The sequence below is a fragment of the Ancylobacter polymorphus genome (assembly GCF_022836935.1).
GTDB classification, from domain to species: Bacteria; Pseudomonadota; Alphaproteobacteria; order Rhizobiales; family Xanthobacteraceae; genus Ancylobacter; species Ancylobacter polymorphus_A.
Genome location: NZ_CP083239.1, coordinates 1,243,310 through 1,268,952, shown reverse-complemented (window position 1 = coordinate 1,268,952; position 25,643 = coordinate 1,243,310). Strand labels below are relative to the sequence as shown.

Genomic DNA, 25,643 nt, shown 5'->3' with positions numbered 1-25,643 from the left:
CCCCCTTGATCGCCGCGCCCAATTCGGGTCATGTACGCGCGGTCACTCCCGGTAGCTCAGCAGGATAGAGCACAGGTTTCCTAAACCTGGGGTCAGGGGTTCGATTCCCTTCCGGGAGGCCACCACCTCCACTGAGGCTGTCCGAGGAATTCCATAAACGCTTTGATATGTAACACTTTGTGCCGCATCTACGGTTCGAGCTAGTCCGGCGCGATCCGTTGGCATCCAGCGATTTTGTTGGCATAATTGTTGGCATTGACCAACTCGCTCGAATCAAATGCCAACAAGATGACGTTGACGGACACGATCTGCCGAAGCGCCAAGGCAGCCGATAAGCCCCGGAAGCTATCCGACAGCGGCGGCCTTCATCTGTTCGTCAGCCCTTCTGGTGGCCGGCTGTGGCGGATGGCCTACCGATTCGACGGAAAGCAGAAGCAGCTATCATTCGGCGCTTACCCCGCCGTTTCCCTGAAGGACGCACGGGCGCGCCGGGACGAAGCGAAGGCGCTTCTGGCGGCGGGCTTCGATCCTGCCGCGCAGCGAAAGCAGGAACGGGTCGAGTCTGACGCCCTCTCGAAGCACACGTTCCGGGCGTTGGGCACCGAGTACCTCGCCAAGCTGGAGGCTGAAGGCCGGGCTGATTCGACGGTGAGCAGCGCCAAGTGGCTGCTCGAGGACTTCGCCTACCCTGCCCTCGGCGACCGGCCCATTGCCCAGATTAAGCCCGCCGAGGTGCTCGAACTCCTCAAGAAGGTGGAAGGGCGTGGCACCTTTGAGACCGCACGCCGCCTGCGTGGGATTTGCAGTCGCGTCTTCCGCTACGCGGTCAGCACGCAAAAGGCCGAGATTGACCCGACGCATCCCCTTCGTGGCGCCCTTACCGCACCGAAGACCCGACACCACTCCGCGATCATCGAGCCGACCGCGATCGGCGCGCTACTGCGGGCGATCTATGACTATCAGGGCAACGTCCTCACGGCCGCCGGGCTGAAACTGGCGGCACTCACCTTCGTGCGGCCCGGAGAGTTACGCCTGATGGAGTGGCGCGAGATCGACGTGGAAAGCGCGGTCTGGTCGATCCCCGCCGAGCGGATGAAAATGCGTCGCCCGCACAAGGTGCCCTTGGCGCGGCAGGCACTCACGGTCCTCGACGAGATTCGCCCCTTCACCGGAAAGGGCCGTTTCGTGTTCCCCAGCCTACGCTCGGATGACCGAGGCATGAGCGAGAATACGTTGAACGCGGCCCTCGGCCGCATGGGCTTTGACAAGGCCGAGATGACCTCGCACGGCTTTCGATCCATGGCGGCGACACGGCTCAACGAGATGGGCCATTGGAGTGTGGACGCTATTGAGCGCCAGCTCGCGCATCAAGACGCCAACGCCATCCGCCGCGCCTACACCCATGCCGCCGAATATTGGGACGAGCGCGTGCGCATGATGCAGGTGTGGGCCGACTATCTCGACGCGCTGAGGACGGCGCCGGCGAAGAAGGGCTGAGGCGCCGACCGACAAGACAACTGCATGGCCGCGGAGGCAGGGGTTCGCTGGAATGAGGAAGAATGGCCGATAAGGGGTGCAAAGCGCCATTCGCAACAGCGTTCTGGGACGGCAGTTTTGGGGCCGACAGCGGACCGGCCGGTTTTGGCTGACACTGTGCAGATAGCTGCCCCTCTGGACCCAACGCCATTGTTGCCTTTCTTGAATCGCGAATGCTCCTCGAAAGCTTTCGTTTGGAACCTGCTCACTTTTCCGCAGCAAAATGGTCCCGAGGGCCTCGACAAGCCGATGGCCGCGACAGAGAAATGGGGCAAGCTTCACGACTTTGGCGAGAACACAGTCGTGAGCGCGAGAATGGATGAACAAGGCGTATGCAGAGATCATTCCGCGGCACCGAGCATGCTTGAATTCAACTGCCCCCGGCTATCGCCGAACTCGTCACGGCGCGTAACAAGCTGCGCAACCACTACAAGGCTATCGGTTTGAAGTTCACACTCGACGGCAATCTCGTCGGGGACTTGGGCGAGGCCATCGCTGTCGAACTGTTCGGGCTACGGCTTGTAGCTGCACGATCAATGGCCGGCATCGATGGTTATGCCCCGGATGGCCGAACCGTCCAAGTCAAGGCGACGGGCACGGGCAAGGGACCGGCGTTCCGTCAGACAGAGACGAAGGCCGATCACCTGCTGTTCTTCGATCTTGACTTCGAGAACGCGCGCGGGCTGGTCGTGTTCAACGGACCAGAACGTGTAGCTACTGCCGCGTTTCCGACGGTCTTTCAGAACCAACGTTCGCTGACCAGAGGTCAGATCAGGACGGCCGACACACGCGTTTCAGAAGGGGATCGGCTGCGGAGGATCGATGGCAATTATTGAGACGATGGAGATCCATCTAGACGACGTGGAGGGGCTTGCCGGTCGGTTGGGTCGGATTCGAGAGATGGCGAAGGAGATCGAGTCCCTTCCGGGCCACCACCTCCACCGAGGCCGTCTGGGGAAGTCCGGAAAACCATTGATACGAAACACTTTGTGGCGCGCCGACGGTTCGAGCTAGTCCGGCGCAATCCGTTGGCAGCCAGACGATTTGTTGGATTTGCGTTGGCATATGCAATCTTCAAAAAATAATTTGTCGTTCAATATCAAATCGTTAATTCAATTAATGCGAAGACGTCCCTGGAACCATTTCCCTTTAACATCAATGACTTAACCCCGGCGTCACGGCTTAGGGGTTACATTCTTTGGCTGGAAATTGGCTTCTTGAGGCGCCTTATATTCAGCGGTCTCGGCACGGGGTTCTCCGCTATCGGAGAGTGATCCCCCCTCGCTGAGGGCTGCGGCGGGCAAGGTCGAAATTGTCGTGTCGCTGCGGACCAGGGACGTCCGGTCGGCTGGCGCTCGCTATCTCACCGTTCATGAAGCCATTGAGCGGTGGCTACGGTCTCTCGGAACGCCAGAGGCGCCGGAAACACCCCCTGAGGCTAAGGCATTCGATCTTGCGCCCTATGTGGCCAGACTGACAGCGAGGCCCTCGGCACGGCACGAACGGTCTGCCGCATATGCGAACCGGACTCCCTCCGGCCATGCCTGGTAATCCTTCCCGTTTTAGCGGGGTTCAGCGATAGAATTCACGCGGCCATTTTCAGTTTCTGAGCGGGTGTAATGCCGCCAATGCCCATGTTGGGCCGTTCGTGGTTATAAGTCCAAAGCCATTCAGTGGCGATCTCCTGCATCTCCGTTATGCTATCAAAAATATACAGATCGAGCCATTCATGCCGAACATTTCGGTTGTAGCGCTCGACATAGGCGTTCTGCTGAGGCTTGCCGGGCTGGATATAGTTCAATGCGATCCCTTGCTTCTCTGCCCATTCGACCAGCTTCGAACTGACGTATTCGGGACCGTTATCGACCCTGATTGCCAGTGGCTTGCCCCGCCATTCGATAATCTGGTTGAGGCTGCGGACGACCCGCTCGGCAGGCAGTGAGAAGTCAACCTCGATCCCCAGTCCCTCTCGATTGAAGTCGTCCAACACGTTCAGAAGCCTGAACTGGCGACCGTCCGCCAGGCGATCCGCCATGAAGTCCATCGACCAGACCACGTTCGGCGCATCGGGCACCGCCAGCTCCTCTGGCTTCTCGCGCTTCAGCCGCCGGCGGGGCTTGATCCTCAGGTTCAGCTCAAGCTCGCGGTAGATGCGGTAGACTCGTTTGTGGTTCCAGCGAAAGCCTTGGACATTGCGCATATGCAAGAAGCAGAGACCGAAGCCCCAGGTCTTCTTCACCTTCACAAGCCCAAGCAACAGATCGGCGATCTCATCGTTATCGGCATTGCGCTTTGGGCTATACCGAAAACAGGTTTCGCTGACGCCAACTGTCCTGCATGCCAGCGCGACACTCACGCCGCGTTGCGCCACTGCTTTCCCGGCCAGCTCTCGGCGCTGAGATGGCCGCCTCATTTTTTTCCGAGAGCCTCCTTCAGCAGATCCGCCTGCATGCTCAAATCGGCATACATCCGCTTCAATCGGCGGTCCTCGTCCTCAAGAGCCTTCATCTGGCTCATCATAGAGGCATCCATACCCCCATATCTTGCCCGCCATTTGTAAAAACTGGCACTTCTGATGCCGTGCTCCCGGCAAAGCTCAGGTACGGGACACCGCCTTCCGCTTGGCGCAACACAGCCATGATCTGGGCTTCGGTAAAACGGCTCTTCTTCATCAAAATCTCCTCGAGCATCTTGCCGAGAAAATTCTACTTTTGAAGCCCCTTATTCGCGGGGAGGATTACCGGCATCGCGGTCTGAGCACCCCGCCGGGCGCGGCGTGCCGCCGAGAAGGCGGCATGCGTCGACGCGTACGGAATCACGTCGGGGTAGGGATTTGAGCGGCGTCACGGCTGCAAGTTTGCTTGCCCATTAATCACGTCACATGTACGTATATTGATCAGCAACACCAAATACACGCTGTGAGATATTGACCGACCTCTCGGCCGTCTCTAAGAACGCCGGACGTGAGGTTGGTCCCGGCGCCGGTCCGGCAGCGGTTTTGTCCGCGGGCGACGGCGATCCGGCCACGCGCCCCGGTCACGGTCGAGCGCCTTCGGCCGGGGCCGTGGCGCGGACATCCGCACCCGCGCGCCGACAGGCGGCGGCGATCAGGAGAGAGAGGCGGGTTCGATGTCGTCGGAACGGATGACGCACCTCAGGCGTCTGGAAGCGGAATCGATCTTCATAATGCGCGAGGTGGCGGCCGAGTTCGCCAACCCCGTAATGCTCTATTCCATCGGCAAGGATTCGGCCGTGATGCTGCATCTCGCGGCCAAGGCCTTCTATCCCTCGCCCCCTCCCTTCCCGCTGATGCACATCGACACGACGTGGAAGTTCCGCGAGATGATCGCCTTCCGCGACGCCATGGCCAAACGCCTCGGCTTCAAGCTGCTGGTCCACACCAACCAGGACGGGGTGGCGCGCGGCATCAACCCCTTCGACCACGGTTCCTCGCTCTACACCCATGTGATGAAGACCGAGGCGCTGAAGGAGGCGCTGACGCTGCACGGCTTCGATGCCGCCTTTGGCGGCGCGCGCCGCGACGAGGAGAAGAGCCGGGCCAAGGAGCGGGTGTTCTCCTTCCGCACCGCCAGCCATGGCTGGGACCCCAAGAGCCAGCGCCCGGAACTGTGGAACCTCTACAATGCCCGCGTGCGGCCGGGGGAATCGATCCGCGTCTTCCCGCTGTCCAACTGGACCGAGCTCGACATCTGGCAGTACATCCTCGCCGAGCACATCCCCATCGTGCCGCTCTATTTCGCCGCCGAACGGCCGGTGGTGGAACGCGGCGGCCAGCTCATCATGGTCGATGACGAGCGGCTGCCGCTGGCGCCGGGCGAGGTGCCGCAGATGAAGCGGGTGCGCTTCCGCACGCTCGGCTGCTACCCGCTCACCGCCGCCATCGAGAGCGATGCCGACACGCTGGAGGCTATTGTCGGCGAGATGCTGCTCGCCCGCACCTCCGAGCGCGCCGGCCGGCTGATCGACCATGACGAGGCCGCCTCGATGGAGAAGAAGAAGCGCGAGGGCTATTTCTGATGAACGAGGCGATCACCTCCCTCGGCGCCGCCGACTATCTCGCCCGCCATGAAGACAAGGGCCTGCTGCGCTTTCTCACCTGCGGCAGCGTGGATGACGGCAAGTCCACCCTGATCGGCCGGCTGCTCTACGACACCAAGCTGCTGTTCGAGGACCAGCTGGCGACGCTCGCCTCGGATTCGCGCAAGCACGGCACCGCCGGCGAGGATCTCGATTTCGCGCTGCTGGTCGACGGACTGGCGGCCGAGCGCGAACAGGGCATCACCATCGATGTCGCCTATCGCTTCTTCGCCACCGAGAAGCGCAAATTCATCGTCGCCGACACGCCGGGCCATGAGCAGTACACCCGCAACATGGCGACCGGCGCCTCCAATTCCGACGTGGCGGTGATCCTCGTCGATGCGCGCAAGGGCATCCTCACCCAGACGCGGCGGCATTCCTTCATCGTCGCGCTGCTGGGGCTGAAGGATGTGGTTCTGGCGGTCAACAAGATCGACCTGATGGACTATTCGCAGGCGGTCTTCGACCAGATCGTCGCGGAATACCGCGCCTTCGCCGCGCAGTTCGGCTTCCGCACGCTGGTGCCGATCCCGATCTCCGCCCGCCATGGCGACAATGTCATCGCCCGCAGCGCCAACACGCCCTGGTATGACGGCCCCTCGCTGCTCGACCATCTCGACACGCTGGAGGTGGAGGACGGCGCCCATACGCGCCCGTTCCGCCTGCCGGTGCAGTGGGTCAATCGGCCGAACCTGAACTTCCGCGGCTTCTCCGGGACCATCGCCTCCGGCACGGTGCGGGTGGGCGAGGCGGTGGTGGTCGCCGGCTCCGGCGCGACCTCGCGCGTCGCCGCCATCGTCACCGCCGACGGGGAACTGCCCGAAGCCGGCGCCGGCCAGGCGGTGACGCTGACGCTGGAAGACGAGATCGACGCCTCGCGCGGCGACGTGATCGCGGCGGCGAATGCCCGTCCGGAAGTCTCCGACCAGTTCGCCGCCCATCTGATCTGGATGCATGAGGAGGCGCTGCTGCCCGGCCGTCCCTACCTCATGAAGATCGGCACCCGTACCGTCGTCATGTCGGTGACCGAGATCAAGCACCGCATCGACGTGAACAGCTTCCAGAAGCTGGCGGCCAAGACGCTGGCACTGAACGATGTCGCGGTGGTCAACATCGCCACCCATGAGCCGATCGCGCTCGACCCCTTCGCCGAGATTCCGCAGACCGGCGCCTTCATCGTCATCGACCGCATGACCAATCAGACGGTCGGCGCGGGCATGGTCGATTTCGGCCTGCGGCGGGCGACCAATGTGCACTGGCAGGCGCTCGACGTGTCCAAGGCCAGCCGTTCGCAGCTGAAGCTGCAGAAGCCGGCGGTGCTGTGGTTCACCGGCCTTTCCGGCGCCGGCAAGTCCACCATCGCCAATCTGGTCGAGAAGCGCCTCAACGCGCTCGGCAAGCACACCTATCTGCTCGACGGCGACAATGTCCGCCACGGGCTGAACAAGGACCTCGGCTTCACCGATGCCGACCGGGTGGAAAACATCCGCCGGGTGGCGGAAGTGGCGCGGCTGATGGTGGATGCCGGGCTGATCGTGCTCGTCTCCTTCATCTCGCCCTTCCGCGCCGAGCGGCAGATGGCGCGCGAGCTGCTGGAGGCCGGCGAATTCGTCGAGATCTTCATCGACACGCCGCTGGATGTAGCGGAAGCGCGCGATGTGAAGGGGCTCTACAAGCGGGCGCGGGCCGGACAGATCCGGAACTTCACCGGTATCGACAGCCCCTATGAGCCACCGCTCGCCGCCGAGCTCACCATCGAGAGCGGGGCACTGGCCGCCGAGGCCGCCGCCGAGCGCATCTTCGCCTATCTGCTGGAGCGGGGTTATCTCAGCTGATCCCGGCGCGGCGCCGTCATCGCCCCGCGGGGGCGGGACGGCGGGGCCGGGAGTGATGGTGCTGAGAGAACTGGTGCGGGCGGTCGGACTCGAACCGACACTCTGTCACCAGAAACGGATTTTGAGTCCGCCGCGTCTACCGATTCCGCCACGCCCGCGCGGAGCGCTGTCTATAACGAAACGACGCGCGCCGCCAAGAGAAAAGCCGGCTGCGGTCAACAGCCGGCTCTCGTGGCGATCACAGAATGGGCGGCATCACTTGGCGGGGGCGCAGGTGCCGAAGGAGGTTAGCACCTTGCCACCGGCGAGCGTCGTCAGGGTCGCCTCGGGCTTATCGAGCGACAGCTGGATCGCCCAGGCCGCCATATTGTCATTGCCGTCGAGAATCAGCGTGTCGCCATCGCCGATGACGCTCTGGATCGAGCTGATATGCGGCACCTTGTCGTCCGACACGCTGGCGATGATCTGCTCGCCGAAATGGATGAGGAAATGCGCCGGCAGATCGATCGTGCCCAGTTCCGGCGAGGGATTGCAGCCCGCTGGGGTGCAGACGAACACCTTCTCGAACGTGCAGGCGACCGGCGCGGGAAGCGCATCCCCTGCCGGGGCCGGCGGCGGCACGGCGGCGGAGGGCCCGGTGGAGGCACCGGAGGAATCCAGCGCCTGCGTCTCCTGCGCCTGCGCGGCGGCGAGACCAAGGAGCAGGCAGAGCGCGGTAGCGGCCGTCTTCAGCATGGGAGTGCCCTGATGCGTGACCGGAAGGAGCGGAACGAAGCGTCTCAGTAGACCGGCGTGCGGCACGGCGGGTAGGGCGGCGCGCCGCAATAGCCCGGGCCATAGACCGGACGCGGCGGCGGGGGCGGATAATAGGCCGGCGGGGGCGGCGGTGGCGGCGCGTAATAATAGGTCTTGGGCTGGTTCACCGCCGCGGTGACGGCCGAGCCGACCAGCGCGCCGGCGACAAGACCGCCGATCAGCGCGCCGGTCGAATTGCCGGCATGGGCGGGCGGGCTCACCGCCAGCAGCGGCAGGGCGACGGCGAGCGCCAGCGCCGCCCGCATGATCCACCCCAGGAATTTGCGCCCCGGGAATTTGGTGCCGAAGACGTTCATGTCCGACCTCGCGATTCGCTGGCTCGACTATCGCGCGCGGCCCGGCCGGCGGCAAGGCCGCACCGTTGCGCGATGACGAGGCCCACCCCTCCCCGCCGTGCCGGCCGCGACCGGCGAACCATTCTCTGCGTCCCGCGTTGTCGGGCGTCGGCAGCCCTAGGGCAGAAGAGTGGAGAAGGACATGGACAGACGAGGTTTTTTGCTCGGCCTGGCCGGCGTGCTTGGCGCGGGCAGCGCCGCCGGTGCGCTGTTGACATCGTCGGCCGAGGCGGCGGTGCTGAACCAGTTGCGGGACATTGCCCCCGAAGCGGAAGAGGGCTTGGAGGCGGTCGCGCACGCGCCTGACGGTACGCCGATCGAGACGACGCAATGGGGCCCGCCCGGCCCGCCGCCTCCCGGCTGGCGCCGCCGCCGTCGCCGCCGCCGGGTATGCGCGGTGCGGCGCGACCGCTGGGGCCGCCCGGTGCGCCGCTGCTGGTATGTCTATCGCTAGAGCGTTTTCGAGCGAAGTGGATACCGGTTCGCGTGAAGAAAACGTGACAAATCAAAGATTTAGATCATATCGCTGTTTCCGTGAAACGGTGAAATGATCTGGCGTCTAACCGCATCTCACGAACGAGGCCGCGAGGGGGTACTCCCGTCGCGGCCTTTGTCGTCAGACGATCTCGATCGCCGTACGCGGCCCGAGCCGGGCGAGCAGGCGGCGCAGATCGATCGGGCGGAAGGCGACGCATCCCGCCGTGGGCTCGAAGGCCCCGCGCGCGATGTGGAGAAACACCGCCGAGCCGCGATGGGCGCGGCGGGGGCGGCTGTTATGGTCGAGCACGACGACGAGATCATACAGCCCGTCCGCCCGCCACATCTCCTCATGCGAGGCGGGAAACGGCCGTTTGACCGGCCGGTTGTAGCGGCCATGGCGCGGCGCGTCGCACCAGCCATCGTCGGGCTTGATGCGAAACACCGGCAGGCGGGTCACCGGGCGGGGACCATGATCGGCGCGGTAGCGCACTTCACGCGCGTGCCAGACGCCCTTTGGCGTCGCGCCGTCACCCTCACGCTTGTCGGCGCGGATTCCCGACCGGCCGAGCGCGACAGGAAGGGGCCGGCCCTCGACAATGAGCCAGCCCCTCTGACGCCCCTGGAGCGGACCGCCAGGCCGCGCGGCGACGCGCAGGCGGGAAAGGCTGTGGGATTTTCGGTGTGATTCTGTGCGAAGGGTCTTCTTCTTCACGCCATTTCCGTTCACGATCACGTCACGAACCGGCAGCACCTTCGTCCCACGAGTCCTCGACGCTTGCCGAATGCGCTTCGCCTGCCTACTCGGGGCATACGGCATTTCACTCCAACCTCGCGTGAGAGTGGACGCACGAGGCACCTGGGACAAGGGCTTCGACCAGCGGCCTCTCTCGGGAACGCGGATATTCGGGAAAGCGATATGGCGAACGCTCTGCGAGTTTTGGTGGTCGACGACGACAAGGATCTGCGCGAGGCGCTGGTCGAACAACTCTCGCTCTATGACGAATTCGAGGTGGTCTCCGTCGACAGCGCCACGGCCGCGATCAGCGAAGTCGAATCGACACGCGTCGATCTGGTGCTGATGGACGTCGGCCTGCCGGACAAGGACGGGCGCGAGGCGGTGCGCGTGATGCGCCAGAACGGCTTCAAGGCGCCCGTCATCATGCTGACCGGCCACGACACCGACAGCGACACCATCATGGGGCTGGAAGCCGGCGCCAATGACTACGTCGCCAAGCCGTTCCGATTCGCCGTGCTGCTCGCCCGCATCCGCGCGCAGATGCGCTCGCATGAGGCGAGCGAGGACGCGGTGTTCACCATCGGGCCCTACACATTCCGCCCCGGCGCCAAGATGCTGGTGACCGAGCGCAATTCCAAGATCCGTCTTACCGAGAAGGAGACGGCCATTCTGCGCTATCTCTACCGGGCTGGAAAAAAGCCGGTGGCGCGCGAAATACTTCTGCAGGAAGTGTGGGGCTATAATTCAGGCGTGACGACCCATACGCTTGAGACGCATATATATCGCCTGCGCCAGAAGATCGAGAAAGACCCCTCCCACCCCAGCCTGCTTGCCACCGAGGCTGGCGGCTACAAATTGCTGCCCTGACTGGCCGATTGATTCGTCCGGCCTTGGAGTTTCGCCCGCCGAATGTCCATCGAGGACGACATCGCCTTTCTGGAACGTGTGCCGACGCTCGCTTTGATGGGGCGGGAGGCGCTGCGCGTCATCGCGATCAGCGTGGATCATTTCACGCTGGCGCGCGGGCAGGCGCTGTTTCACGAGGGTGAGCCGGCCGATTGCGCCTATGTGGTGCAGCAGGGCAGCCTGCGGGTGGCGCCGGAGGACCCGCAGCTGGCGATGCGGCCGGGCCAGAGCATCCGCGCCGGCGAAGGCGCGCTGATCGGCGAGATGGCGCTGCTCACCGAAACGCGCCGCCCCGCCACCGCCACGGCGCTGGAACCGGCGGAGGTGCTGCGCATTCCGCGCAACATGTTCCTGCGCACGCTGGAAAGCTATCCCGATGCCGCGCGGGAACTCACCCGCCGGCTGAGCGAGCGCGTTTCCGCCACCCTCGCCGATCTGGAGCGGGTGCGCGAGCGGCTGGAGGCGATCGAGGACGTGCGGCGGCCATGATTCCGGTCGCCCCCCGGGTCTGGCTCGACGAGGACGAGATCGAGGAAACCTTCATCCGCGCCTCCGGGCCGGGCGGGCAGAACGTCAACAAAGTGTCGAGCGCGGTGCAGCTGCGCTTCGACGTGCGCGGCTCCAAGTCCTTGCCAGATCACGTGAAAGAGCGGCTGGAGCGGCTCGCCGGGCGGCGCCTCACCAAGGAGGGCGTGCTGGTTCTGGTGGCGCAGCGCTACCGCACGCAGGAGCAGAATCGCGCGGATGCGCTGGCGCGGCTGGTGGAACTGGTGCGCGAGGCAGCGGTGGTGCCGATCACCCGCCGGCCGACCCGCCCGACCCTCGGCTCGAAGATCCGCCGGCTGGAAGGCAAGGCGAAGCGCTCCGGCATCAAGTCGCTGCGCCGCGAGCGGCCTTCCGGCGGCGGCGAGGACTGAGCCCAGCTAAGCCCTTAGAAATCCGTGGCGATTCCCTTCACTTCCCAATCGCCGTAGCGCACGGGCTCCGGCCCGTCGCGGCCGTCAATCTCCTTCGGCCCGGCCACCGGCGCGGCGGCAGCGCGGCGGGCTTCCGCCTCGGCCAGCGCCCGCTCGGCGGCGGGGGAGAGCGGGCGGCGCGGGACGGGCGCCACGCCCTCGGGGGCCTGACCGGTGAGTGCGGTGAGGTGGAGTGTGGGACCGATCGGTGCGGTGGGATCGCTCTGGCTCATGCGCCATTGGAACCACCCGCCGCGCGCCGGCGTCAAGAGAGGTCCGCTCACGAGCGCGCGACGCGCCCGCCGCCTCCCCGCCAATCTTGCGCGGCCGGCCGGCCGCTCCCATTTCCCCACCGACATGCCGCAACCGGCGGCGCATGAGGGAACGATGAATTATTTCCGTACGGCCATCCTGCTCGCGGGCATGACCGCGCTGTTCATGGGCGTCGGCTTCATGATCGGCGGCCAGGGCGGCATGATGATCGCGCTGCTGGTCGCCGCCGGCATGAATGTGTTCAGCTACTGGAATTCCGACCGCATGGTGCTGTCCATGTATGGCGCCCGCGAGGTCGACCGGGCCAGCGCGCCGGAATTCTATTCCATGGTGGAGGAGCTGGCGGCGCGGGCGCAGCTGCCCATGCCGCGCGTCTACCTCATGGACAATCCCCAGCCCAACGCCTTCGCCACCGGCCGCAACCCGCAGAATGCCGCCGTGGCCGCCACGACAGGCCTGCTCCATTCGCTCTCGCGCGAAGAGGTGGCGGGCGTGATGGCGCATGAGCTGGCGCATGTGAAGAATTACGACACGCTGACCATGACCATCACCGCCACGCTGGCGGGCGCGATTTCGATGCTGGCGAATTTCGCCATGTTCTTCGGCGGAAACCGCAACAACAACAACGGCTTCGGTATCATCGGCACCATTGCGATGGTGATCCTCGCCCCGCTCGCCGCCATGGTGGTGCAGATGGCGGTGTCGCGTTCGCGCGAATATGAGGCGGACAAGCTCGGGGCGCAGATTTGCGGCCAGCCCCTGTGGCTCGCCTCGGCGCTGGCGAAGATTTCCAACGCCGCCCATGCGGTGCCGAACATGCCGGCCGAGCACAACCCGGCCACCGCGCATATGTTCATCATCAACCCGCTATCGGGCGAGCGGATGGACAATCTGTTCTCCACCCACCCCGCCACCGAGAACCGCATCGCCGCGCTGCAGGCGCTGGCGCAGCAGATGGGGTCGGGCGGTTACGGCCAGGGTTCTTATGCCCCCGAGCCGGCGGCTCACGCCCCGCAGGGCGGGCCGTGGGCGCGCGGCACGGCTTCGCGCCCGGCGAACCGCCCGTCCGGCAATCCCTGGGGCCGGCGCGGCGGCGACGAGCGGCGCGGGCCCTGGGGCTGACGCGGGGGCGCTTTCGGGCGCCCCGTAGCTTACCCTGGGCGCCGGCGGGCGCTGTTTTCCGGCCCTGCGCGTCGATCGCGCGCGCATCGCGTCCGCATTGCCGCCGTGACGCTTGAAAAAGCCGCGCTTCGCCGCTATCAGAGCCGCGCGTGCCGCTTTAGCTCAGTTGGTAGAGCATCGCATTCGTAATGCGGAGGTCGTCAGTTCGAGTCTGACAAGCGGCACCATTCCTCCGCCCCGGCTTTGAGAGCCCGGCAGCACCCCCTTTTTCCCTTTGTGTCATTCTTTCCGTGCTCCCGCGCGCGCTTATCGCCGGGCGTGAACCGCGATGCCCTGTTTGCGCTGGTGCGCGGCAGAAGTCTGGGTGGCCGGGTCAAGCCCGGCCATGAGGGGGCTGTGAGGTTGAGAGGATGAGCGGGGAACGCTTCCCCGTCGCTCGATACGGGTCCCTCCCCCGGCCAGAAGGACCGGCAGCGCTGCCCACCGCCCGTGCCCTCATCCCCGGGCTTGACCCGGGGACCCAGCACTTCCGCCGGTGCGCGGCAAAAGTCTGGGTGGCCGGGTCAAGCCCGGCCATGAGGGGCGTTTGGTTGAGGTAGCCGAGCCCCCGGAGGCCGAAGGCGGCACCACCCGTCCGTGTTCATCCAATTATGTCGGATGATTTGTGCGATATAATGCGCTGGAACGAATGATCATCTCCTGCGACGAAGAGGGTGCCGCAAGGGGAGACGCATCATGGTTGCGCATGTCGAGAGGGCCGAGGACACCCGGACAAGCAGGGCTCACGCCGCGAAGGTCCACGCGGCCAAGGCGCACGCTCCCAAGTCCCCGGCCGCGAAGATCACGCCCGCTGCGCTGCTCCCCGGCCTCGCGCTGACGGCGGGGATCGCCGGCCTCGGCTTCGCGCTGCGCCAGCTGCCCATGGTCGGGGTGCTGAGCCCGATGATCCTCGCCATCATGATCGGCATCGGCTTTCACAACCTCATCGGCACGCCGGCGCGGGCCAAGCCCGGCGTCACCTTCGCCATGCGGCGCATCCTGCGCGCGGCCATCGTGCTGCTGGGGCTGCAGCTCACCGCCGCGCAGGTGGCGGAAGTGGGCGCCACCGGCCTCGCGGTGATCGCCCTCACCCTCATCGCCACCTTCCTGTTCACCACCTGGCTCGGCCGGCTGATGGGGGTGGAGCGCGGCCTCGCCCAACTGATCGCCGCCGGCACCTCGATCTGTGGCGCCTCGGCGGTGATCGCGACCAACACGGTGACGCGCGCCCATGACGAGGATGTCGCCTATGCCGTGGCCTGCGTCACCGTGTTCGGCTCGGTGGCGATGTTTCTCTATCCGCTTCTCCCCGTGGTGCTCGGTCTCTCCCCGCATGCCTATGGGCTGTGGGCCGGCGCTTCGATCCACGAAATCGCCCAGGTGGTGGCCGCCGCCTATCAGGGCGGGCCGGCGGCGGGCGAATTCGGCACCATCGCCAAGCTCTCGCGGGTGATGCTGCTGGCGCCGATGGTGATCGCCCTCGGGCTGATGGCGGCGCGTCAGGCCCGCGGCCGCGGCGAGGATGCCGGCCGCGCCCGCCCGCCCATGCCGTGGTTCGTGCTCGGCTTTCTCGCCATGGTGGGGCTCAACAGCGTGGTGACGATGCCGGCGGAGCTGAAGGCGGCGCTGGTGCTGGCCACCACCTTCATGCTTTCCATGGCGCTGGCGGCCATGGGGCTGGAAACCGACATCGCCAAGCTGCGCGCCAAGGGCGTGCGCCCCTTCCTGCTCGGCTTCGCCGCCTTCGTCTTCATCGCCCTGTTCAGCCTCGCTCTGGTAAAGATGACCGCCTGAGCGAGGCGAGGACGGTGGATGACCCTGGAACAGCTGCGCATCTTCGTCGCCGTGGCAGAGCGTGAGCACATCACGCAGGCCGCGCGGGACATCCACCTCACCCCTTCCGCCACCAGCGCGGCCATCGCGGCACTGGAGGCGCGCCACGCCACCAAGCTGTTCGACCGGGTGGGGCGCGGCATCGTGCTCACCGAAGCCGGGCGGCTGTTCCTGCCCGAGGCGCGCGCCGTGCTGGCCCGCGCCAGCGCCGCCGAGAAGGTGCTGGCCGACCTTGCCGGGCTGGTGCATGGCACGCTGGCGCTGGCCGGCAGCCAGACCGTGGCCAATTACTGGCTGCCGCCGCTGATCGAGGCCTATCGCCGCCGCTATCCCGGCGTTTCCGTGAGCCTTTCCATCGGCAACACCGATTTCGTCGCCGCCCTCGTGCAGGAGGGCGCCGCCGATCTCGGCTTCATCGAGGGCGGCATCGAGACCCCGGTGCTGGCCACTGCCGCGGTGGCCGAGGACGAAATGGTGCTGGTGGCGCCGGTGACGCATCCCTGGCACTGGCGTCCGCCCCTCTCCCCGGCCGAGCTGATCGACGGACCCTGGGTGCTGCGCGAGCCGGGCTCCGGCACCCGCGCCATGCTGGAAGCCTATCTCGACGCGGCGGGAATCGCGCCCGGCGCCTTGCGCGTCGTGCTCGACTATCCCTCCAACGAGGCGGTGCGGGCGGCGGTGGAAGCCGGCAGCGGGGTGACGGTAATCTCGCGCCGGGTGGTGGACGGCGCCATCCGCGCCGGCACCATGGCGCTGATCGACTACCCCCTGCCCGCGCGCCCCTTCCTCTCGCTGCGCCACCGCGAGCGCTACACCACCAAGGCGGCGCAGGCCTTTCTCGCGCTGGCCGGGGAGGACCGGGCCAGCGCCTAGCGATTGCCGGCGCCTAGCGGTGGCCGAAGATGGCGCTGCCGACCCGCACATGGGTGGCCCCCAGCGTGATGGCGGTCTCGTAGTCGCCGCTCATGCCCATGGACAGCGTCTTCAGCCCATAGCGCGCGGCGATCTTCGCCAGCAGGGCGAAATGCGGCGCCGCCGGCTCGTCGGCGGGGGGAATGCACATCAGCCCCTCGATCGCCAGCCCGTGCGCATCGCGGCATTGGGCGAGAAAGGCGTCGACCTCATGCGGGGCGACGCCGGCCTTTTGCGGCTCCTCGCCAGTATTGACCTGCACCAGCAGGCGCGGCGCCGGCGGGGCGCCCTCGCGCGCCAATTCCTTCGCCAGCGCGGCGGCGAGCGAGGGGCGGTCCAGCGTCTGGATCACGTCGAAGAGGGAAAGCGCCTCGCGCACCTTGTTGGTCTGCAGCGGACCGATGAGATGGAGTTCGAGATCGGGATGGGCCACGCGCAGCGCCGGCCATTTCCCCGCCGTCTCCTGCACGCGGTTTTCGCCGAAGCGGCGCTGGCCGGCGGCGATGACGGGGGCGATGTCTTCCGGCCCGAAGGTCTTCGACACCGCGATCAGCTCAACCGAGGCGGGATCGCGCCCGGCATCCACGCAGGCCTGGGCGATGCGGGCGCGCACCTCGTCCAGCCGGGCGGTGATCGCGGTCGCGGCAGCGGTCTCGTCGCGGATGGGGTCCATGGCGCTCTCCTGCTTCGGGCACCGACCAGATACGCCAATCGCGCCCGCGCGCAAACGCGCGCGTCGCGCAATACCCCGCAGCGCAGCGAAAGGTTGACCGGGAACGCGACTTGGTGCCTAGTCCGGCGCCATTACCTGAACCCTTGCGGCACTTTCTCCGACGTCCGCCTATCCAAGAAGCCTGTCCATGAGCACCGAGCGCTACAACGCCCGCGAGGCCGAGCCCCGCTGGCAGAAGATCTGGGACGAACGCGGCATCTACCGCACCCGCAACGACGATCCGCGTCCCAAATACTATGTGCTCGAAATGTTCCCCTACCCCTCGGGGCGCATCCATATCGGCCATGGCCGCAATTATGTGATGGGCGACGTGGTGGCGCGCTTCAAGCGCATGAAGGGGTTCAACGTGCTCCACCCCATGGGCTGGGACGCGTTCGGCCTGCCGGCGGAAAATGCCGCCATCGAGCGCAAGACGCATCCGGGCAAGTGGACCTACGAGAACATCGCCACCATGCGCGAGCAGCTGAAGCTGCTCGGCCTGTCGCTCGACTGGTCGCGCGAGATCGCCACCTGCGATCCCTCCTATTATGGCGAGCAGCAGCGCATCTTCCTCGATTTCCTCAAAGGCGGCTTCGTCTACCGCCGCGAGAGCGAGGTGAACTGGGACCCGGTCGACAACACCGTGCTCGCCAATGAGCAGGTGATCGACGGGCGCGGCTGGCGTTCCGGCGCGCTGGTGGAACGGCGCAAGCTGGCGCAGTGGTTCTTCCGGATTTCCGACGCCTCCGAGGAACTGCTCGCCGGGCTCGACACGCTGGAGCGCTGGCCCGACAAGGTGCGGCTGATGCAGCGCAACTGGATCGGCCGCTCGGAAGGGCTGCATGTGCGCTTCGCGCTGGCCGATGCGCCGGAGGACCTGCCCGCCGAGATCAAGGTCTACACCACGCGGCCGGACACGCTGTTCGGCGCCGCCTTCCTCGCCCTTTCCCCCGGCCACCCCGTGACCGAGACCCTGGCGGCGGGCAACCCGGCGCTGGCGAGCTTCGTCGAGGAATGCCGGCGCGGCGGCACCTCCACCGCCGAAATCGAGACCCAGGAAAAGATGGGCTTCGACACCGGGCTGAAGGTGCGCCACCCCTTGGGCGGGCCGGATCTGCCGGTCTATGTCGCCAATTTCGTGCTGATGGAATACGGCACCGGCGCCATTTTCGGCTGCCCGGCGCATGACCAGCGCGACCATGACTTCGCCCGCAAATACGCCCTGCCGATCACCCCGGTCGTGCTGCCGCCCGATGTCGACCCCGCCGGTTTCTCGGTGGCGGAGGCGCCCTATGAGGGCGAGGGCGTGCTGTTCAATTCCGGCTTCCTCGACGGCCTCACCGTGCCGGCGGCGAAGGAAAAGGTGGCGCTGCGGCTGGAGAACGAGATTCTCGGCAACGCGCCCGTCGGCGAGCGGGCGGTGAATTACCGCCTGCGCGACTGGGGCATTTCGCGCCAGCGCTATTGGGGTTGCCCGATCCCGATCATCCATTGCGACACCTGCGGCCCGGTGCCGGTGCCGGACGACCAGCTGCCCGTCAAGCTGCCGGAGGACGTGTCCTTCGACCAGCCCGGCAACCCGCTGGACCGCCACCCAAGCTGGAAGCATGTGAACTGCCCGAACTGCGGCGCGCCGGCCCGGCGCGAAACCGACACGATGGATACGTTCGTCGATTCCTCCTGGTACTTCGCCCGTTTCGCCGCCGAGCCCGGCACCGCGCCGCTGCAGAAGGGCGCCGCCGACCAGTGGCTGCCGGTGGACCAGTATATTGGCGGCATCGAGCACGCGATCCTGCACCTGCTCTATTCCCGCTTCTTCATTCGCACGCTCAAAAAGCTCGGCCGCGTCTCGGTGGCCGAGCCCTTCGCCGGCCTGTTCACGCAGGGCATGATCGTCCACGAGACCTATAAGGACGCGGAAGGCCGCTGGCTGTTCCCCGAAGAGGTGGAACGCGACGCCGCCGGCCAGCCGGTGAAGGTGGGCACCGGCGAGAAGGTGACCGTCGGCGCGCCGGAGAAGATGTCGAAGTCGAAGAAGAATGTCGTGCCGCCGGAAGTGGTGGCCGACACCTATGGCGTCGACAGCGCCCGCTGGTTCATGCTTTCCGACACCCCGCCCGAGCGCGACAGCGAATGGACGGACAAGGGCATCGAGGGCGCCTGGCGCTTCGTGCAGCGCGTGTGGCGCCTCGTCGGCGACACCGTCGCGCTGGTGCCGGGCGACGTGGCGCGGCCGGATGATTTCGGCGCCGAATCGCTCGCGCTGCGCCGCGCGTCGCACAAGCTGGCGGCGCAGGTGGCCGAGGATATCGAGCGGCTGCGCTTCAACGTGGCGGTCGCGCGCGTGCACGCCTTCGCCAATGTGTTCGGCGACGCTCTGACGGGCGCGCGCAAGACGGCGGAAGCCGGCGCGCTGGCGCCCGACCTCGCCTTCGCCCTGCGCGAGGCGGCGGGCTTCCTCGTTTCCGTGGTGGCGCCGATGGTGCCGCATCTCGCCGAGGAATGCGGGCAGGTGCTGAACGGCGCCGGGCTGATGGCGCAGGCGCACTGGCCCGAAGTCGAGGCCGCGCTGCTGGTGGACGACACCGTTACGCTGCCGATTCAGATCAATGGCAAGCGTCGCGGCGAGATCGTGGTGCCGAAGGAGGCCAGCCCCGCCGAGGTGGAGAAGGCGGTGCTCGCCCTCGACCTGATCGCGCAGGCCCTCGACGGACGCGCCCCGAAGCGTATCATCGTCGTGCCGCAAAGGATTGTGAATGTCGTCGCCTGACCGGAGGAACACGATGCCCTCACGCCGCCGCCTGCTCGGTCTCGCCGGGGCGGGACTGCTCGCCCTTTCCACGGCGGGCTGTTTCCAGCCCATGTATGCCGAGACCACGCCCGGCCAGGGCTCGTCCTTGCAGGACAGTCTGAGCCAGGTGGAAGTGGTGTTCGCGCAGGGCCGTGTCGCCGACGAGGTGCGCAACGACCTGATCTTCGCCCTGACCGGCGGCGCCGGCAATCCGACGGGCGTGCCCTACAAGCTGTTCCTCGACGTGGCGAGCAAGACCAACCAGGCCTCCGTCGTCAGCCCGCTCACCGGCCTGCCGGAAGTGGAGATCGTCTCGGTGGATGTCTCGTGGAAGCTGTTCGACGCCGGCAATCTCAAGACGCCGCTGCGCACCGGCAAGGCCAGCGGCAAGGCCTCGCTCGACAGCGGCTATCAGCGCTTCGCCCGCGCCCGCGCCATACGCGACGCCGAGAACCGCTCCGCCACCGTCGCCGCCGAATCGATCAAGAGCCAGCTCGCCTCCTTTTTTGTCACTGGCGGTGCGACGCCCGCCGCCCCGGGCGCCACGGCCCCTGTGACCACCGCGCCGCTGACTGCCGCGCCGAAGAGCTGAGGCCATGGTCGCCGTCCGGCCGGGCGATGTCGAGGCGACGCTCAGCCGCCTCGATCCGCTGCGCCCCGTGCTGCTGCTGTTCGGCCCGGATAGCGGCCTGGTGCGCGAGCGCGCCAAGGCCTATCTCGCCCGCGCCAGCGCCGGTTCCGACGATCCTTTCGGCCTGATCCGGCTCGACGGCGACGAAATCTCCGGCGATCCCGGACGGCTGGTCGACGAGGCCGGCACGGTGGCGCTGTTTGGCGGCCGCCGCGTGGTCTCGCTGCGCGTCGGCTCGCGCAATGTGGTGCCGGCGGTGGAAGCGCTGCTGGCTCAGCCGCCGGAGCAGGCGATCGTTGTGATTGAGGCCGGCGACCTCAAGCGCGGCCAAGGCTTGCGCGCGCTGTGCGAAGCCTCGCCGCATGCGCTGGCCATCGCCTGCTATGCCGATAGCGAGCGTGACCTTAGCCGGCTTATCGACACCATGATGGCCGAGGCCGGCACCCAGCTCGACCGCGACGCGCGCGGCGAACTGATGGCGCTGCTCGGCGGCGACCGCATGGCCTCGCGCGGCGAGATCGCCAAGCTGCTGCTTTACGCCGCCGGCGAGCCGCGCATCACCAGCGCCCATGTGCGCGCCATTGTCGGCGACGCCTCCAGTCTCGCGCTGGACGAGATCGCCGACGCCACCTTTGCCGGCCAGCCCGCCGACATGGCGAGCGCCTTCGCCAAGGCGACCGGCGAAGGCATGCGGGCGGATATCGTGCTGGGGGCGGTGTGCCGCACGGCGCAGGCGCTGCACCAGATGCGCCTTGCCGTTGAAGCCGGCGGCAGTGTCGAGCGGGCGGTGGAAGGCGCGCGGCCGGCGATCCATTTCCGCCGCAAGCCCTTCATCGAGAAGGCGCTGCGCAGCTGGACCGTCGCCCGGCTGGAGACGGCGCTGTTCGCGCTGGACGACGCGCTTCTCGCCGCCCGCCGCAATGCCGCGCTCGGCCCGGCCATCGCCGAGCGGGCGCTGCTGCAGGTGGCGGCGCAGGCGCGGCGCGGCTGAGGCGCGGAGGGCGCGGGCTCAGACGCCGGCGAGGCGGCGGCAGACCTCGTCGAGCTGATCGAGCGAGGAATAGCGGATGCGGATCTCGCCCGCCTCGCCGTCATGCTTCAGCGTCACGCTCAACCCCAGCTCGTCGGAGAGCCGGCGCTGCAGCGCGGCGGTGTCGGCATCGAGCGCGGGGTGCTTCGGCTTCTTTGGCGGCTTGCCGGCCGCTTCCGCCTTGGCGACGTTGAGCTCCTGCGCCAGCGCCTCGATGGCGCGCACATTCATGCCCTGCTCGACAATCGCCCGCGCCAGGGCTTCGGGATCATCCTGGGTCAGCAGCGCCCGCGCGTGGCCGGCGGACAGGCGGCCATCGGCGAGATAGGCCTTCACCGGCTCCGGCAGGCGCAGCAGGCGCATCGTATTGGCGACATGGCTGCGGCTCTTGCCGATGACGCGGGCGAGATCGTTCTGGGAGTAACCGAACTGGTCGGCGAGCGACTGGTAGCCCGCCGCCTCTTCCAGCGGGTTGAGATCGGCGCGCTGGACATTCTCGATGATGGCGATTTCCAGCGCCTCGCGGTCATTGACCTCGACGACGACGATCGGCACCTCGTGGATGCCGGCCCGCTGCGACGCCCGCCAGCGACGTTCGCCGGCGACGATCTCATAGGCATCGCGCTCGCCGGCGACTTGGCGCACGACGATGGGCTGGATGACGCCGCGCTCGCGGATGGAGGCGGCGAGATCTTCGAGATCCGCCTCCGCAAAGCTGCGGCGCGGGTTGCGCGGATTGGCGCGCAGAAAAGCCAGCGGCACCTTGCGCGCGCCGCCGGGGACGCGGGCCCGCTCATTGGCCGCGCCGCCATCCTCGCCCATATCGCCGATCAGCGCCGCCAGGCCGCGCCCGAGCCGCGAGCGGCCGCCGTCTTCCGCCATCGCCATCGCTCCCTCCCTCAGGCCGCCGCGACGCGCAGGCTGCGCTCGCGCTGAATTATTTCGGAAGCGAGACGAAGATAGGCCTGCGACCCCACGCATTTGAGATCGTAGAGCAGGACCGGCTTGCCATAGGACGGCGCTTCCGACACCCGCACATTACGCGGAATGATGGTCTCATAGACCTTGGCGCCCATGAACTGGCGCACATCGTCCACCACCTGGGTGGAGAGATTGTTGCGCGCATCGAACATGGTCAGCACGATACCATGGATGGACAGGCCGGGATTGAGCGTGGTGCGCACCTGCTCCACCGTCTTCAGCAGCTGCGACAGACCTTCCAGCGCGAAGAACTCGCATTGCAGCGGCACGAGAATGGCGTTGGACGCCGCCATGGCGTTGACCGTGATCAGGTTCAGCGACGGCGGGCAGTCGATCAGCACATAGGTGTATTCGGGATCTGTTCGTTCCGGGTCCGAATCGGCCGTCCCATTCAGCCGACGAATGGCGTCACGCAGGCGGAAGGCGCGGTCGCGCTGGCTGGCGAGCTCCAACTCAATGCCGGACAGGTCCAGCGTCGACGGTGCGATGTGCAGGCGCGGCACCGCGGTTTCCAGCACCGCGTCGCGCAGCTCGATCTCGCCGGTCAGCACATCATAAGTGGAGACGCGCCGGCGGCTGCGCTCGATGCCAAGGCCGGTGGAGGCATTGCCCTGCGGGTCGAGATCGATGATCAGCACGGTCTCGCCAATGGCGGCAAGGGCGGTGCCGAGATTGATCGCCGTGGTGGTCTTGCCGACGCCGCCCTTCTGGTTGGCGAGGGCAAGCACGCGGGGAACCGCACGGGGCGCGGCGGGAGCGAGCGAAGCCTCAGTCATGATGTCCACCCTGCGAAAAACCGACGTCTGCGGCCGCACCGATACCCAAGGGAACCGCACTGCGGACGATCAGGATATGCCCGCCGCCGCCGGTCAGGCTGGGCGAGATTTCACTGTTGATTCTCCAAGATTTAGCTGACTCGGTCAATTCGTTATCAACATCTTGTCCCTTCAGGAACAGGCCGGCCGCCCCCTGTGCAAGGAAAGGTGCCGCCAGCTGGAGCAGGCGCGGCAATGGCGCAAGCGCGCGGGCGGAAACCACCTCGACGCCCGGCGCCAGCACACCCGCGACCTGCTCGATTCGCGACGGCACCACCGTGACGGGGAGGTCCGCCAGCCGCGCCGCCTCGCGCAGAAAGGCCGCCTTGCGGCTGTCGCTCTCCACCAGCGTCACGTCCGCGTCCGGCCGCTCCGCCAGCGCCGCCGCGACGACCAGGCCGGGAAAGCCGCCGCCGGAGCCGAGATCGACCCAGCGGGTGACCGCTCCGGCCAGTGGCACCAGCTGCAGCGAGTCTGCGACATGGCGTGTCCACACTACGGGGAGCGTGGCCGGCGCCACCAGATTGATGGTGCGCTGCCACTTTTCCAGCAGGGCGACGATGATGTCGAGCCGCTGTTCTGTTTCACGTGAAACAGGCGTGAGGCTCAGCGCATGGGCGCGGTCGGACGAATCGGTTTGGGACATGGCGCAGCATACCGCATCGGCGGCCGGGGATCAGCCAAGACCGATGGGTCGGGGCGGCTCAGGAGGCTCGCTTTGCATGGGCGGCGAGCAGCGCCAGCGCGGCCGGGGTCATGCCATCAATGCGGCCTGCCTGACCAATGGTACGGGGCCGAATCGATTCCAGCTTGGCCTTGAGTTCGTTGGAGAGTCCGGCCAACCCGCGATAATCCATCTCCGCCAGTTCAGCCGCTTCCTCCCGCCGGAAGGCAGCGATGTCGGCTTCCTGGCGATGCAGATAGACCGCGTACTTGGCGTCGACCTCGACCTGTTCGCCGATGCGCGCCTCTTCCGCCTGTGCCTCCGGCCAGATGCGGCAGATGTCGGCCCAGCTCACCTGCGGGTAGGAGAGCAGGTCGAAGGCCGTGCGCCGCTGGCCGTCGCGATTGAGGGTGAGCCCGTGCCGATCCCCCTCCCCCGGAGTGATGGAAACGGAATGCGCCCAGGTCGTCACCCGTGCCAGCGCCTCCCGCCGCCCGGCGAAATGCCGGCGGCGAGCTTCGCCGACGAGCCCGAGCGCCTCGCCCTTTCCCGTCAGCCGCTGGTCGGCATTGTCCGCCCGCAGCGAGAGCCGGTACTCCGCCCGCGAGGTGAACATGCGGTAGGGCTCGGATACGCCCCGGGTGACGAGATCGTCGATCATCACGCCGATATAAGCCTCGGCCCGGTCGAAGGTCGCGCCATCCTGGCCGCCGGCGCGGCGGGCGGCGTTGAGCCCCGCGACCAGCCCCTGCGCCGCAGCCTCCTCATAACCCGTGGTGCCGTTGATCTGGCCGGCAAGGAACAGGCCACGCGCCTTGCGCACTTCCAGCGTCGGCTCCAGCTCCCGCGGATCGACATGATCATATTCGATGGCGTAGCCGGGGCGCAGCACCTCCACCCGTTCCAGCCCCGGAATGGTTGCCAGAAGCGCGCGCTGCACGTCTTCCGGCAGCGAGGTGGAAATGCCATTGGGATAGACGGTGGGGTCGTCCAGCCCCTCCGGCTCCAGGAAAATCTGGTGCCCGTCGCGCTCGCCGAAGCGGACGATCTTGTCCTCGATCGAAGGGCAGTAGCGCGGGCCGACGCTCTGGATGTTGCCGGAATACATGGCCGAACGCGCGATATTGGCGCGGATCACCGCATGGGTTTCGGGCGTGGTGCGGGTGATGCCGCACATCACCTGTGGGTTAGTGATGGCGGCGGTGAGCGCGGAGAAGGGTTCGGGTGGTGTGTCGCCCTCCTGCATCTCCAACCCGGCCCAATCAATGGTGCGGCCATCGAGGCGCGGCGGGGTGCCGGTCTTCAGCCGGCCGAGCCACAGGCCGAGCGCGGCGAGCGACGAAGATAGCCCGCGCGCCGGCGCCTCCCCCATGCGGCCCGCCGGAATCTGCCGGTCGCCGATGTGGATCAGCCCATTGAGAAAGGTGCCTGTGGTGATGACGACGGCGCCCGCCGCGACATGGCGGCCATCCGCCAGCACCAGCCCGGCAACGCGTCCGTCCTGCATGATGAGGCGGTCAGCTTCGCCTTCGACCACCGATAGGTTCGGCTGCGAATCGATTTCCCGCTGCATCGCCTGCGCGTAGAGCTTGCGGTCGGCCTGGGCGCGTGGGCCGCGCACCGCCGGCCCTTTGCGGCGGTTGAGCAGACGGAACTGGATGCCGCCCTGATCGGCGACGCGGCCCATCAGCCCATCCAACGCGTCGATCTCGCGCACCAGATGGCCTTTGCCCAGCCCGCCAATCGCCGGGTTGCACGACATGGTGCCGAGCGTGGCGTGGCTGTGCGTCACCAGCGCGGTTCGGGCGCCGAGCCGCGCGGCGGCGGCCGCCGCCTCGGTGCCGGCATGGCCGCCACCGACGATGACGACATCGAAGCGAAGATCGGGAGAAGCGGAAGCGCTGGTCATGGGCTCGCGGTTCATGGGCTCGCGGCTTGCTGTTGCGTCGCTGAAAGCACGCGCACGGATCGGCCGGCAAAGGGAGAATGCCGTTTGAGCCAGCGTTTCGCCGTGCCGTCAAGTCACGGGTTCGGTCATCTTCGTGGGGGACAAGGCGGCGGGCTGATTCACGTGAAACATTTCGTTTACGAATCGGCCCCTGTGCGGCCGGTGTTTCACGTGAATCCGAAGCCCCGGCGGGA

24 protein-coding genes, 3 tRNA genes and 1 pseudogene are annotated in these 25,643 nt (G+C 66.9%); 17 read left to right on the top strand and 11 right to left on the bottom strand.

The window, feature by feature from the left end:
• Nucleotides 1–45: 45 nt before the first annotated feature.
• The 4 genes from K9D25_RS06000 to K9D25_RS25050 all read left to right on the top strand — a co-directional run bounded on the left by K9D25_RS06000 (nucleotide 46) and on the right by K9D25_RS25050 (nucleotide 3,087).
• Nucleotides 46–122, top strand: a tRNA-Arg gene (locus K9D25_RS06000).
• A 133-nt stretch (nucleotides 123–255) separates the two neighbouring features.
• A complete protein-coding gene (locus K9D25_RS05995; protein ID WP_347881465.1) occupies nucleotides 256–1,497 on the top strand; it encodes a tyrosine-type recombinase/integrase in 1,242 nt (413 codons plus the stop codon).
• Between the two features lie 407 nt (nucleotides 1,498–1,904).
• Entirely contained in the window at nucleotides 1,905–2,372 is a 468-nt protein-coding gene (locus tag K9D25_RS05990; protein ID WP_432207937.1) for a DUF6998 domain-containing protein, read from the top strand.
• Nucleotides 2,373–2,820: 448 nt separating this feature from the next.
• The gene (locus tag K9D25_RS25050) at nucleotides 2,821–3,087 is read left to right on the top strand and encodes a hypothetical protein (protein ID WP_432207936.1); all 267 of its coding nucleotides are present in this window, start codon (nucleotides 2,821–2,823) and stop codon (nucleotides 3,085–3,087) included.
• 34 nt (nucleotides 3,088–3,121) lie between these two features.
• Here K9D25_RS25050 and K9D25_RS05985 read toward each other — a convergent pair.
• Nucleotides 3,122–4,208, bottom strand: a pseudogene (locus K9D25_RS05985) (IS3 family transposase).
• Between the two features lie 457 nt (nucleotides 4,209–4,665).
• Between K9D25_RS05985 and cysD the strand changes: the two are divergent.
• Entirely contained in the window at nucleotides 4,666–5,574 is a 909-nt protein-coding gene (gene cysD / locus K9D25_RS05980) for a sulfate adenylyltransferase subunit CysD (RefSeq protein ID WP_244449963.1), read from the top strand.
• Entirely contained in the window at nucleotides 5,574–7,469 is a 1,896-nt protein-coding gene (cysN, locus tag K9D25_RS05975; RefSeq protein ID WP_244449962.1) for a sulfate adenylyltransferase subunit CysN, read from the top strand. The genes cysD and cysN overlap by 1 nt, the downstream gene beginning before the upstream one ends.
• Nucleotides 7,470–7,540: 71 nt before the next feature.
• On the opposite strand, the gene K9D25_RS05970 is transcribed toward cysN, so the two are convergent.
• From K9D25_RS05970 to K9D25_RS05960, 3 genes are all read right to left on the bottom strand, one after another.
• Nucleotides 7,541–7,627, bottom strand: a tRNA-Leu gene (locus tag K9D25_RS05970).
• Nucleotides 7,628–7,724: 97 nt separating this feature from the next.
• Nucleotides 7,725–8,204, bottom strand: a complete 480-nt coding sequence (locus K9D25_RS05965) for a hypothetical protein (RefSeq protein ID WP_244449961.1) — start codon at nucleotides 8,202–8,204, stop codon at nucleotides 7,725–7,727.
• A 44-nt stretch (nucleotides 8,205–8,248) separates the two neighbouring features.
• A complete protein-coding gene (locus K9D25_RS05960) occupies nucleotides 8,249–8,581 on the bottom strand; it encodes a hypothetical protein (RefSeq protein ID WP_244449960.1) in 333 nt (110 codons plus the stop codon).
• A gap of 181 nt (nucleotides 8,582–8,762) precedes the next feature.
• Between K9D25_RS05960 and K9D25_RS05955 the strand changes: the two genes are divergently transcribed.
• The gene (locus tag K9D25_RS05955; protein ID WP_244449959.1) at nucleotides 8,763–9,074 is read left to right on the top strand and encodes a hypothetical protein; all 312 of its coding nucleotides are present in this window, start codon (nucleotides 8,763–8,765) and stop codon (nucleotides 9,072–9,074) included.
• Between the two features lie 162 nt (nucleotides 9,075–9,236).
• Here K9D25_RS05955 and K9D25_RS05950 read toward each other — a convergent pair whose 3' ends face one another.
• Complete coding sequence (locus K9D25_RS05950) at nucleotides 9,237–9,812, bottom strand: L,D-transpeptidase family protein (protein WP_244449958.1); 576 nt, start codon at nucleotides 9,810–9,812, stop codon at nucleotides 9,237–9,239.
• 204 nt (nucleotides 9,813–10,016) lie between these two features.
• Here K9D25_RS05950 and K9D25_RS05945 point away from each other — a divergent pair, with 204 nt between their 5' ends.
• Genes K9D25_RS05945 through arfB form a run of 3 tightly spaced genes read left to right on the top strand, consistent with a single transcriptional unit; the run spans nucleotide 10,017 to nucleotide 11,659 of the window.
• Nucleotides 10,017–10,703: a response regulator transcription factor gene (locus tag K9D25_RS05945; protein ID WP_018388480.1), complete on the top strand. Its 687-nt coding sequence runs from the start codon at nucleotides 10,017–10,019 to the stop codon at nucleotides 10,701–10,703.
• Between the two features lie 42 nt (nucleotides 10,704–10,745).
• Complete coding sequence (locus K9D25_RS05940; RefSeq protein WP_244449957.1) at nucleotides 10,746–11,231, top strand: Crp/Fnr family transcriptional regulator; 486 nt, start codon at nucleotides 10,746–10,748, stop codon at nucleotides 11,229–11,231.
• The gene (gene arfB / locus K9D25_RS05935; protein WP_244449956.1) at nucleotides 11,228–11,659 is read left to right on the top strand and encodes an alternative ribosome rescue aminoacyl-tRNA hydrolase ArfB; all 432 of its coding nucleotides are present in this window, start codon (nucleotides 11,228–11,230) and stop codon (nucleotides 11,657–11,659) included. The genes K9D25_RS05940 and arfB overlap by 4 nt, the downstream gene beginning before the upstream one ends.
• A 14-nt stretch (nucleotides 11,660–11,673) precedes the next feature.
• On the opposite strand, the gene K9D25_RS05930 is transcribed toward arfB, so the two are convergent.
• Complete coding sequence (locus K9D25_RS05930) at nucleotides 11,674–11,853, bottom strand: DUF1674 domain-containing protein (protein ID WP_244450807.1); 180 nt, start codon at nucleotides 11,851–11,853, stop codon at nucleotides 11,674–11,676.
• Nucleotides 11,854–12,085: 232 nt separating this feature from the next.
• Here K9D25_RS05930 and htpX point away from each other — a divergent pair, with 232 nt between their 5' ends.
• The 4 genes from htpX to K9D25_RS05910 all read left to right on the top strand — a co-directional run bounded on the left by htpX (nucleotide 12,086) and on the right by K9D25_RS05910 (nucleotide 15,838).
• Nucleotides 12,086–13,093: a zinc metalloprotease HtpX gene (gene htpX / locus K9D25_RS05925; RefSeq protein WP_244449955.1), complete on the top strand. Its 1,008-nt coding sequence runs from the start codon at nucleotides 12,086–12,088 to the stop codon at nucleotides 13,091–13,093.
• Between the two features lie 151 nt (nucleotides 13,094–13,244).
• Nucleotides 13,245–13,320: transfer RNA gene (locus K9D25_RS05920), tRNA-Thr, on the top strand.
• Nucleotides 13,321–13,828: 508 nt separating this feature from the next.
• The gene (locus K9D25_RS05915; protein WP_244449954.1) at nucleotides 13,829–14,926 is read left to right on the top strand and encodes a YeiH family protein; all 1,098 of its coding nucleotides are present in this window, start codon (nucleotides 13,829–13,831) and stop codon (nucleotides 14,924–14,926) included.
• Between the two features lie 18 nt (nucleotides 14,927–14,944).
• Nucleotides 14,945–15,838 (top strand): LysR family transcriptional regulator, encoded by an 894-nt coding sequence (locus K9D25_RS05910; RefSeq protein ID WP_244449953.1) that lies wholly within the window; start codon nucleotides 14,945–14,947, stop codon nucleotides 15,836–15,838.
• Between the two features lie 13 nt (nucleotides 15,839–15,851).
• On the opposite strand, the gene K9D25_RS05905 is transcribed toward K9D25_RS05910, so the two are convergent.
• A complete protein-coding gene (locus tag K9D25_RS05905) occupies nucleotides 15,852–16,550 on the bottom strand; it encodes a YggS family pyridoxal phosphate-dependent enzyme (protein ID WP_244449952.1) in 699 nt (232 codons plus the stop codon).
• Nucleotides 16,551–16,737: 187 nt separating this feature from the next.
• Here K9D25_RS05905 and leuS point away from each other — a divergent pair, with 187 nt between their 5' ends.
• From leuS to holA, 3 genes are read left to right on the top strand one after another with little or no spacing between them, the layout of a single operon-like run.
• Entirely contained in the window at nucleotides 16,738–19,359 is a 2,622-nt protein-coding gene (gene leuS / locus K9D25_RS05900; RefSeq protein ID WP_244449951.1) for a leucine--tRNA ligase, read from the top strand.
• A gap of 13 nt (nucleotides 19,360–19,372) precedes the next feature.
• Nucleotides 19,373–19,972, top strand: a complete 600-nt coding sequence (locus tag K9D25_RS05895) for a hypothetical protein (RefSeq protein WP_244449950.1) — start codon at nucleotides 19,373–19,375, stop codon at nucleotides 19,970–19,972.
• A gap of 4 nt (nucleotides 19,973–19,976) precedes the next feature.
• Complete coding sequence (gene holA, locus K9D25_RS05890) at nucleotides 19,977–21,002, top strand: DNA polymerase III subunit delta (RefSeq protein ID WP_244449949.1); 1,026 nt, start codon at nucleotides 19,977–19,979, stop codon at nucleotides 21,000–21,002.
• Nucleotides 21,003–21,020: 18 nt separating this feature from the next.
• Here holA and K9D25_RS05885 read toward each other — a convergent pair whose 3' ends face one another.
• Genes K9D25_RS05885 through mnmG form a run of 4 tightly spaced genes read right to left on the bottom strand, consistent with a single transcriptional unit; the run spans nucleotide 21,021 to nucleotide 25,410 of the window.
• Entirely contained in the window at nucleotides 21,021–21,929 is a 909-nt protein-coding gene (locus K9D25_RS05885) for a ParB/RepB/Spo0J family partition protein (RefSeq protein WP_244449948.1), read from the bottom strand.
• 11 nt (nucleotides 21,930–21,940) lie between these two features.
• Nucleotides 21,941–22,798 carry a ParA family protein gene (locus K9D25_RS05880; RefSeq protein ID WP_244449947.1) on the bottom strand — a complete coding sequence of 286 codons (858 nt, stop codon included), beginning with the start codon at nucleotides 22,796–22,798 and terminating at the stop codon, nucleotides 21,941–21,943.
• Entirely contained in the window at nucleotides 22,791–23,483 is a 693-nt protein-coding gene (gene rsmG / locus K9D25_RS05875) for a 16S rRNA (guanine(527)-N(7))-methyltransferase RsmG (protein ID WP_244449946.1), read from the bottom strand. Before rsmG ends, K9D25_RS05880 begins: the two co-directional genes overlap by 8 nt.
• 58 nt (nucleotides 23,484–23,541) lie before the next feature.
• The gene (gene mnmG, locus K9D25_RS05870; protein WP_244449945.1) at nucleotides 23,542–25,410 is read right to left on the bottom strand and encodes a tRNA uridine-5-carboxymethylaminomethyl(34) synthesis enzyme MnmG; all 1,869 of its coding nucleotides are present in this window, start codon (nucleotides 25,408–25,410) and stop codon (nucleotides 23,542–23,544) included.
• Between the last annotated feature and the right edge of the window lie 233 nt (nucleotides 25,411–25,643).

Excerpts from the sequence above, each read along its gene's own strand:
- cysD (WP_244449963.1), top strand. The coding sequence starts at position 4,666 with ATGTCGTCGGAACGGATGACGCACCTCAGGCGTCTGGAAGCGGAATCG.
- cysN (WP_244449962.1), top strand. The coding sequence starts at position 5,574 with ATGAACGAGGCGATCACCTCCCTCGGCGCCGCCGACTATCTCGCCCGC.
- K9D25_RS05965 (WP_244449961.1), bottom strand. The coding sequence starts at position 8,204 with ATGCTGAAGACGGCCGCTACCGCGCTCTGCCTGCTCCTTGGTCTCGCC.
- K9D25_RS05960 (WP_244449960.1), bottom strand. The coding sequence starts at position 8,581 with ATGAACGTCTTCGGCACCAAATTCCCGGGGCGCAAATTCCTGGGGTGG.
- K9D25_RS05955 (WP_244449959.1), top strand. The coding sequence starts at position 8,763 with ATGGACAGACGAGGTTTTTTGCTCGGCCTGGCCGGCGTGCTTGGCGCG.
- K9D25_RS05945 (WP_018388480.1), top strand. The coding sequence starts at position 10,017 with ATGGCGAACGCTCTGCGAGTTTTGGTGGTCGACGACGACAAGGATCTG.
- K9D25_RS05940 (WP_244449957.1), top strand. The coding sequence starts at position 10,746 with ATGTCCATCGAGGACGACATCGCCTTTCTGGAACGTGTGCCGACGCTC.
- arfB (WP_244449956.1), top strand. The coding sequence starts at position 11,228 with ATGATTCCGGTCGCCCCCCGGGTCTGGCTCGACGAGGACGAGATCGAG.
- htpX (WP_244449955.1), top strand. The coding sequence starts at position 12,086 with ATGAATTATTTCCGTACGGCCATCCTGCTCGCGGGCATGACCGCGCTG.
- K9D25_RS05915 (WP_244449954.1), top strand. The coding sequence starts at position 13,829 with ATGGTTGCGCATGTCGAGAGGGCCGAGGACACCCGGACAAGCAGGGCT.
- K9D25_RS05910 (WP_244449953.1), top strand. The coding sequence starts at position 14,945 with ATGACCCTGGAACAGCTGCGCATCTTCGTCGCCGTGGCAGAGCGTGAG.
- K9D25_RS05905 (WP_244449952.1), bottom strand. The coding sequence starts at position 16,550 with ATGGACCCCATCCGCGACGAGACCGCTGCCGCGACCGCGATCACCGCC.
- leuS (WP_244449951.1), top strand. The coding sequence starts at position 16,738 with ATGAGCACCGAGCGCTACAACGCCCGCGAGGCCGAGCCCCGCTGGCAG.
- K9D25_RS05895 (WP_244449950.1), top strand. The coding sequence starts at position 19,373 with ATGCCCTCACGCCGCCGCCTGCTCGGTCTCGCCGGGGCGGGACTGCTC.
- holA (WP_244449949.1), top strand. The coding sequence starts at position 19,977 with ATGGTCGCCGTCCGGCCGGGCGATGTCGAGGCGACGCTCAGCCGCCTC.
- K9D25_RS05885 (WP_244449948.1), bottom strand. The coding sequence starts at position 21,929 with ATGGCGATGGCGGAAGACGGCGGCCGCTCGCGGCTCGGGCGCGGCCTG.
- K9D25_RS05880 (WP_244449947.1), bottom strand. The coding sequence starts at position 22,798 with ATGACTGAGGCTTCGCTCGCTCCCGCCGCGCCCCGTGCGGTTCCCCGC.
- rsmG (WP_244449946.1), bottom strand. The coding sequence starts at position 23,483 with ATGTCCCAAACCGATTCGTCCGACCGCGCCCATGCGCTGAGCCTCACG.
- mnmG (WP_244449945.1), bottom strand. The coding sequence starts at position 25,410 with ATGACCAGCGCTTCCGCTTCTCCCGATCTTCGCTTCGATGTCGTCATC.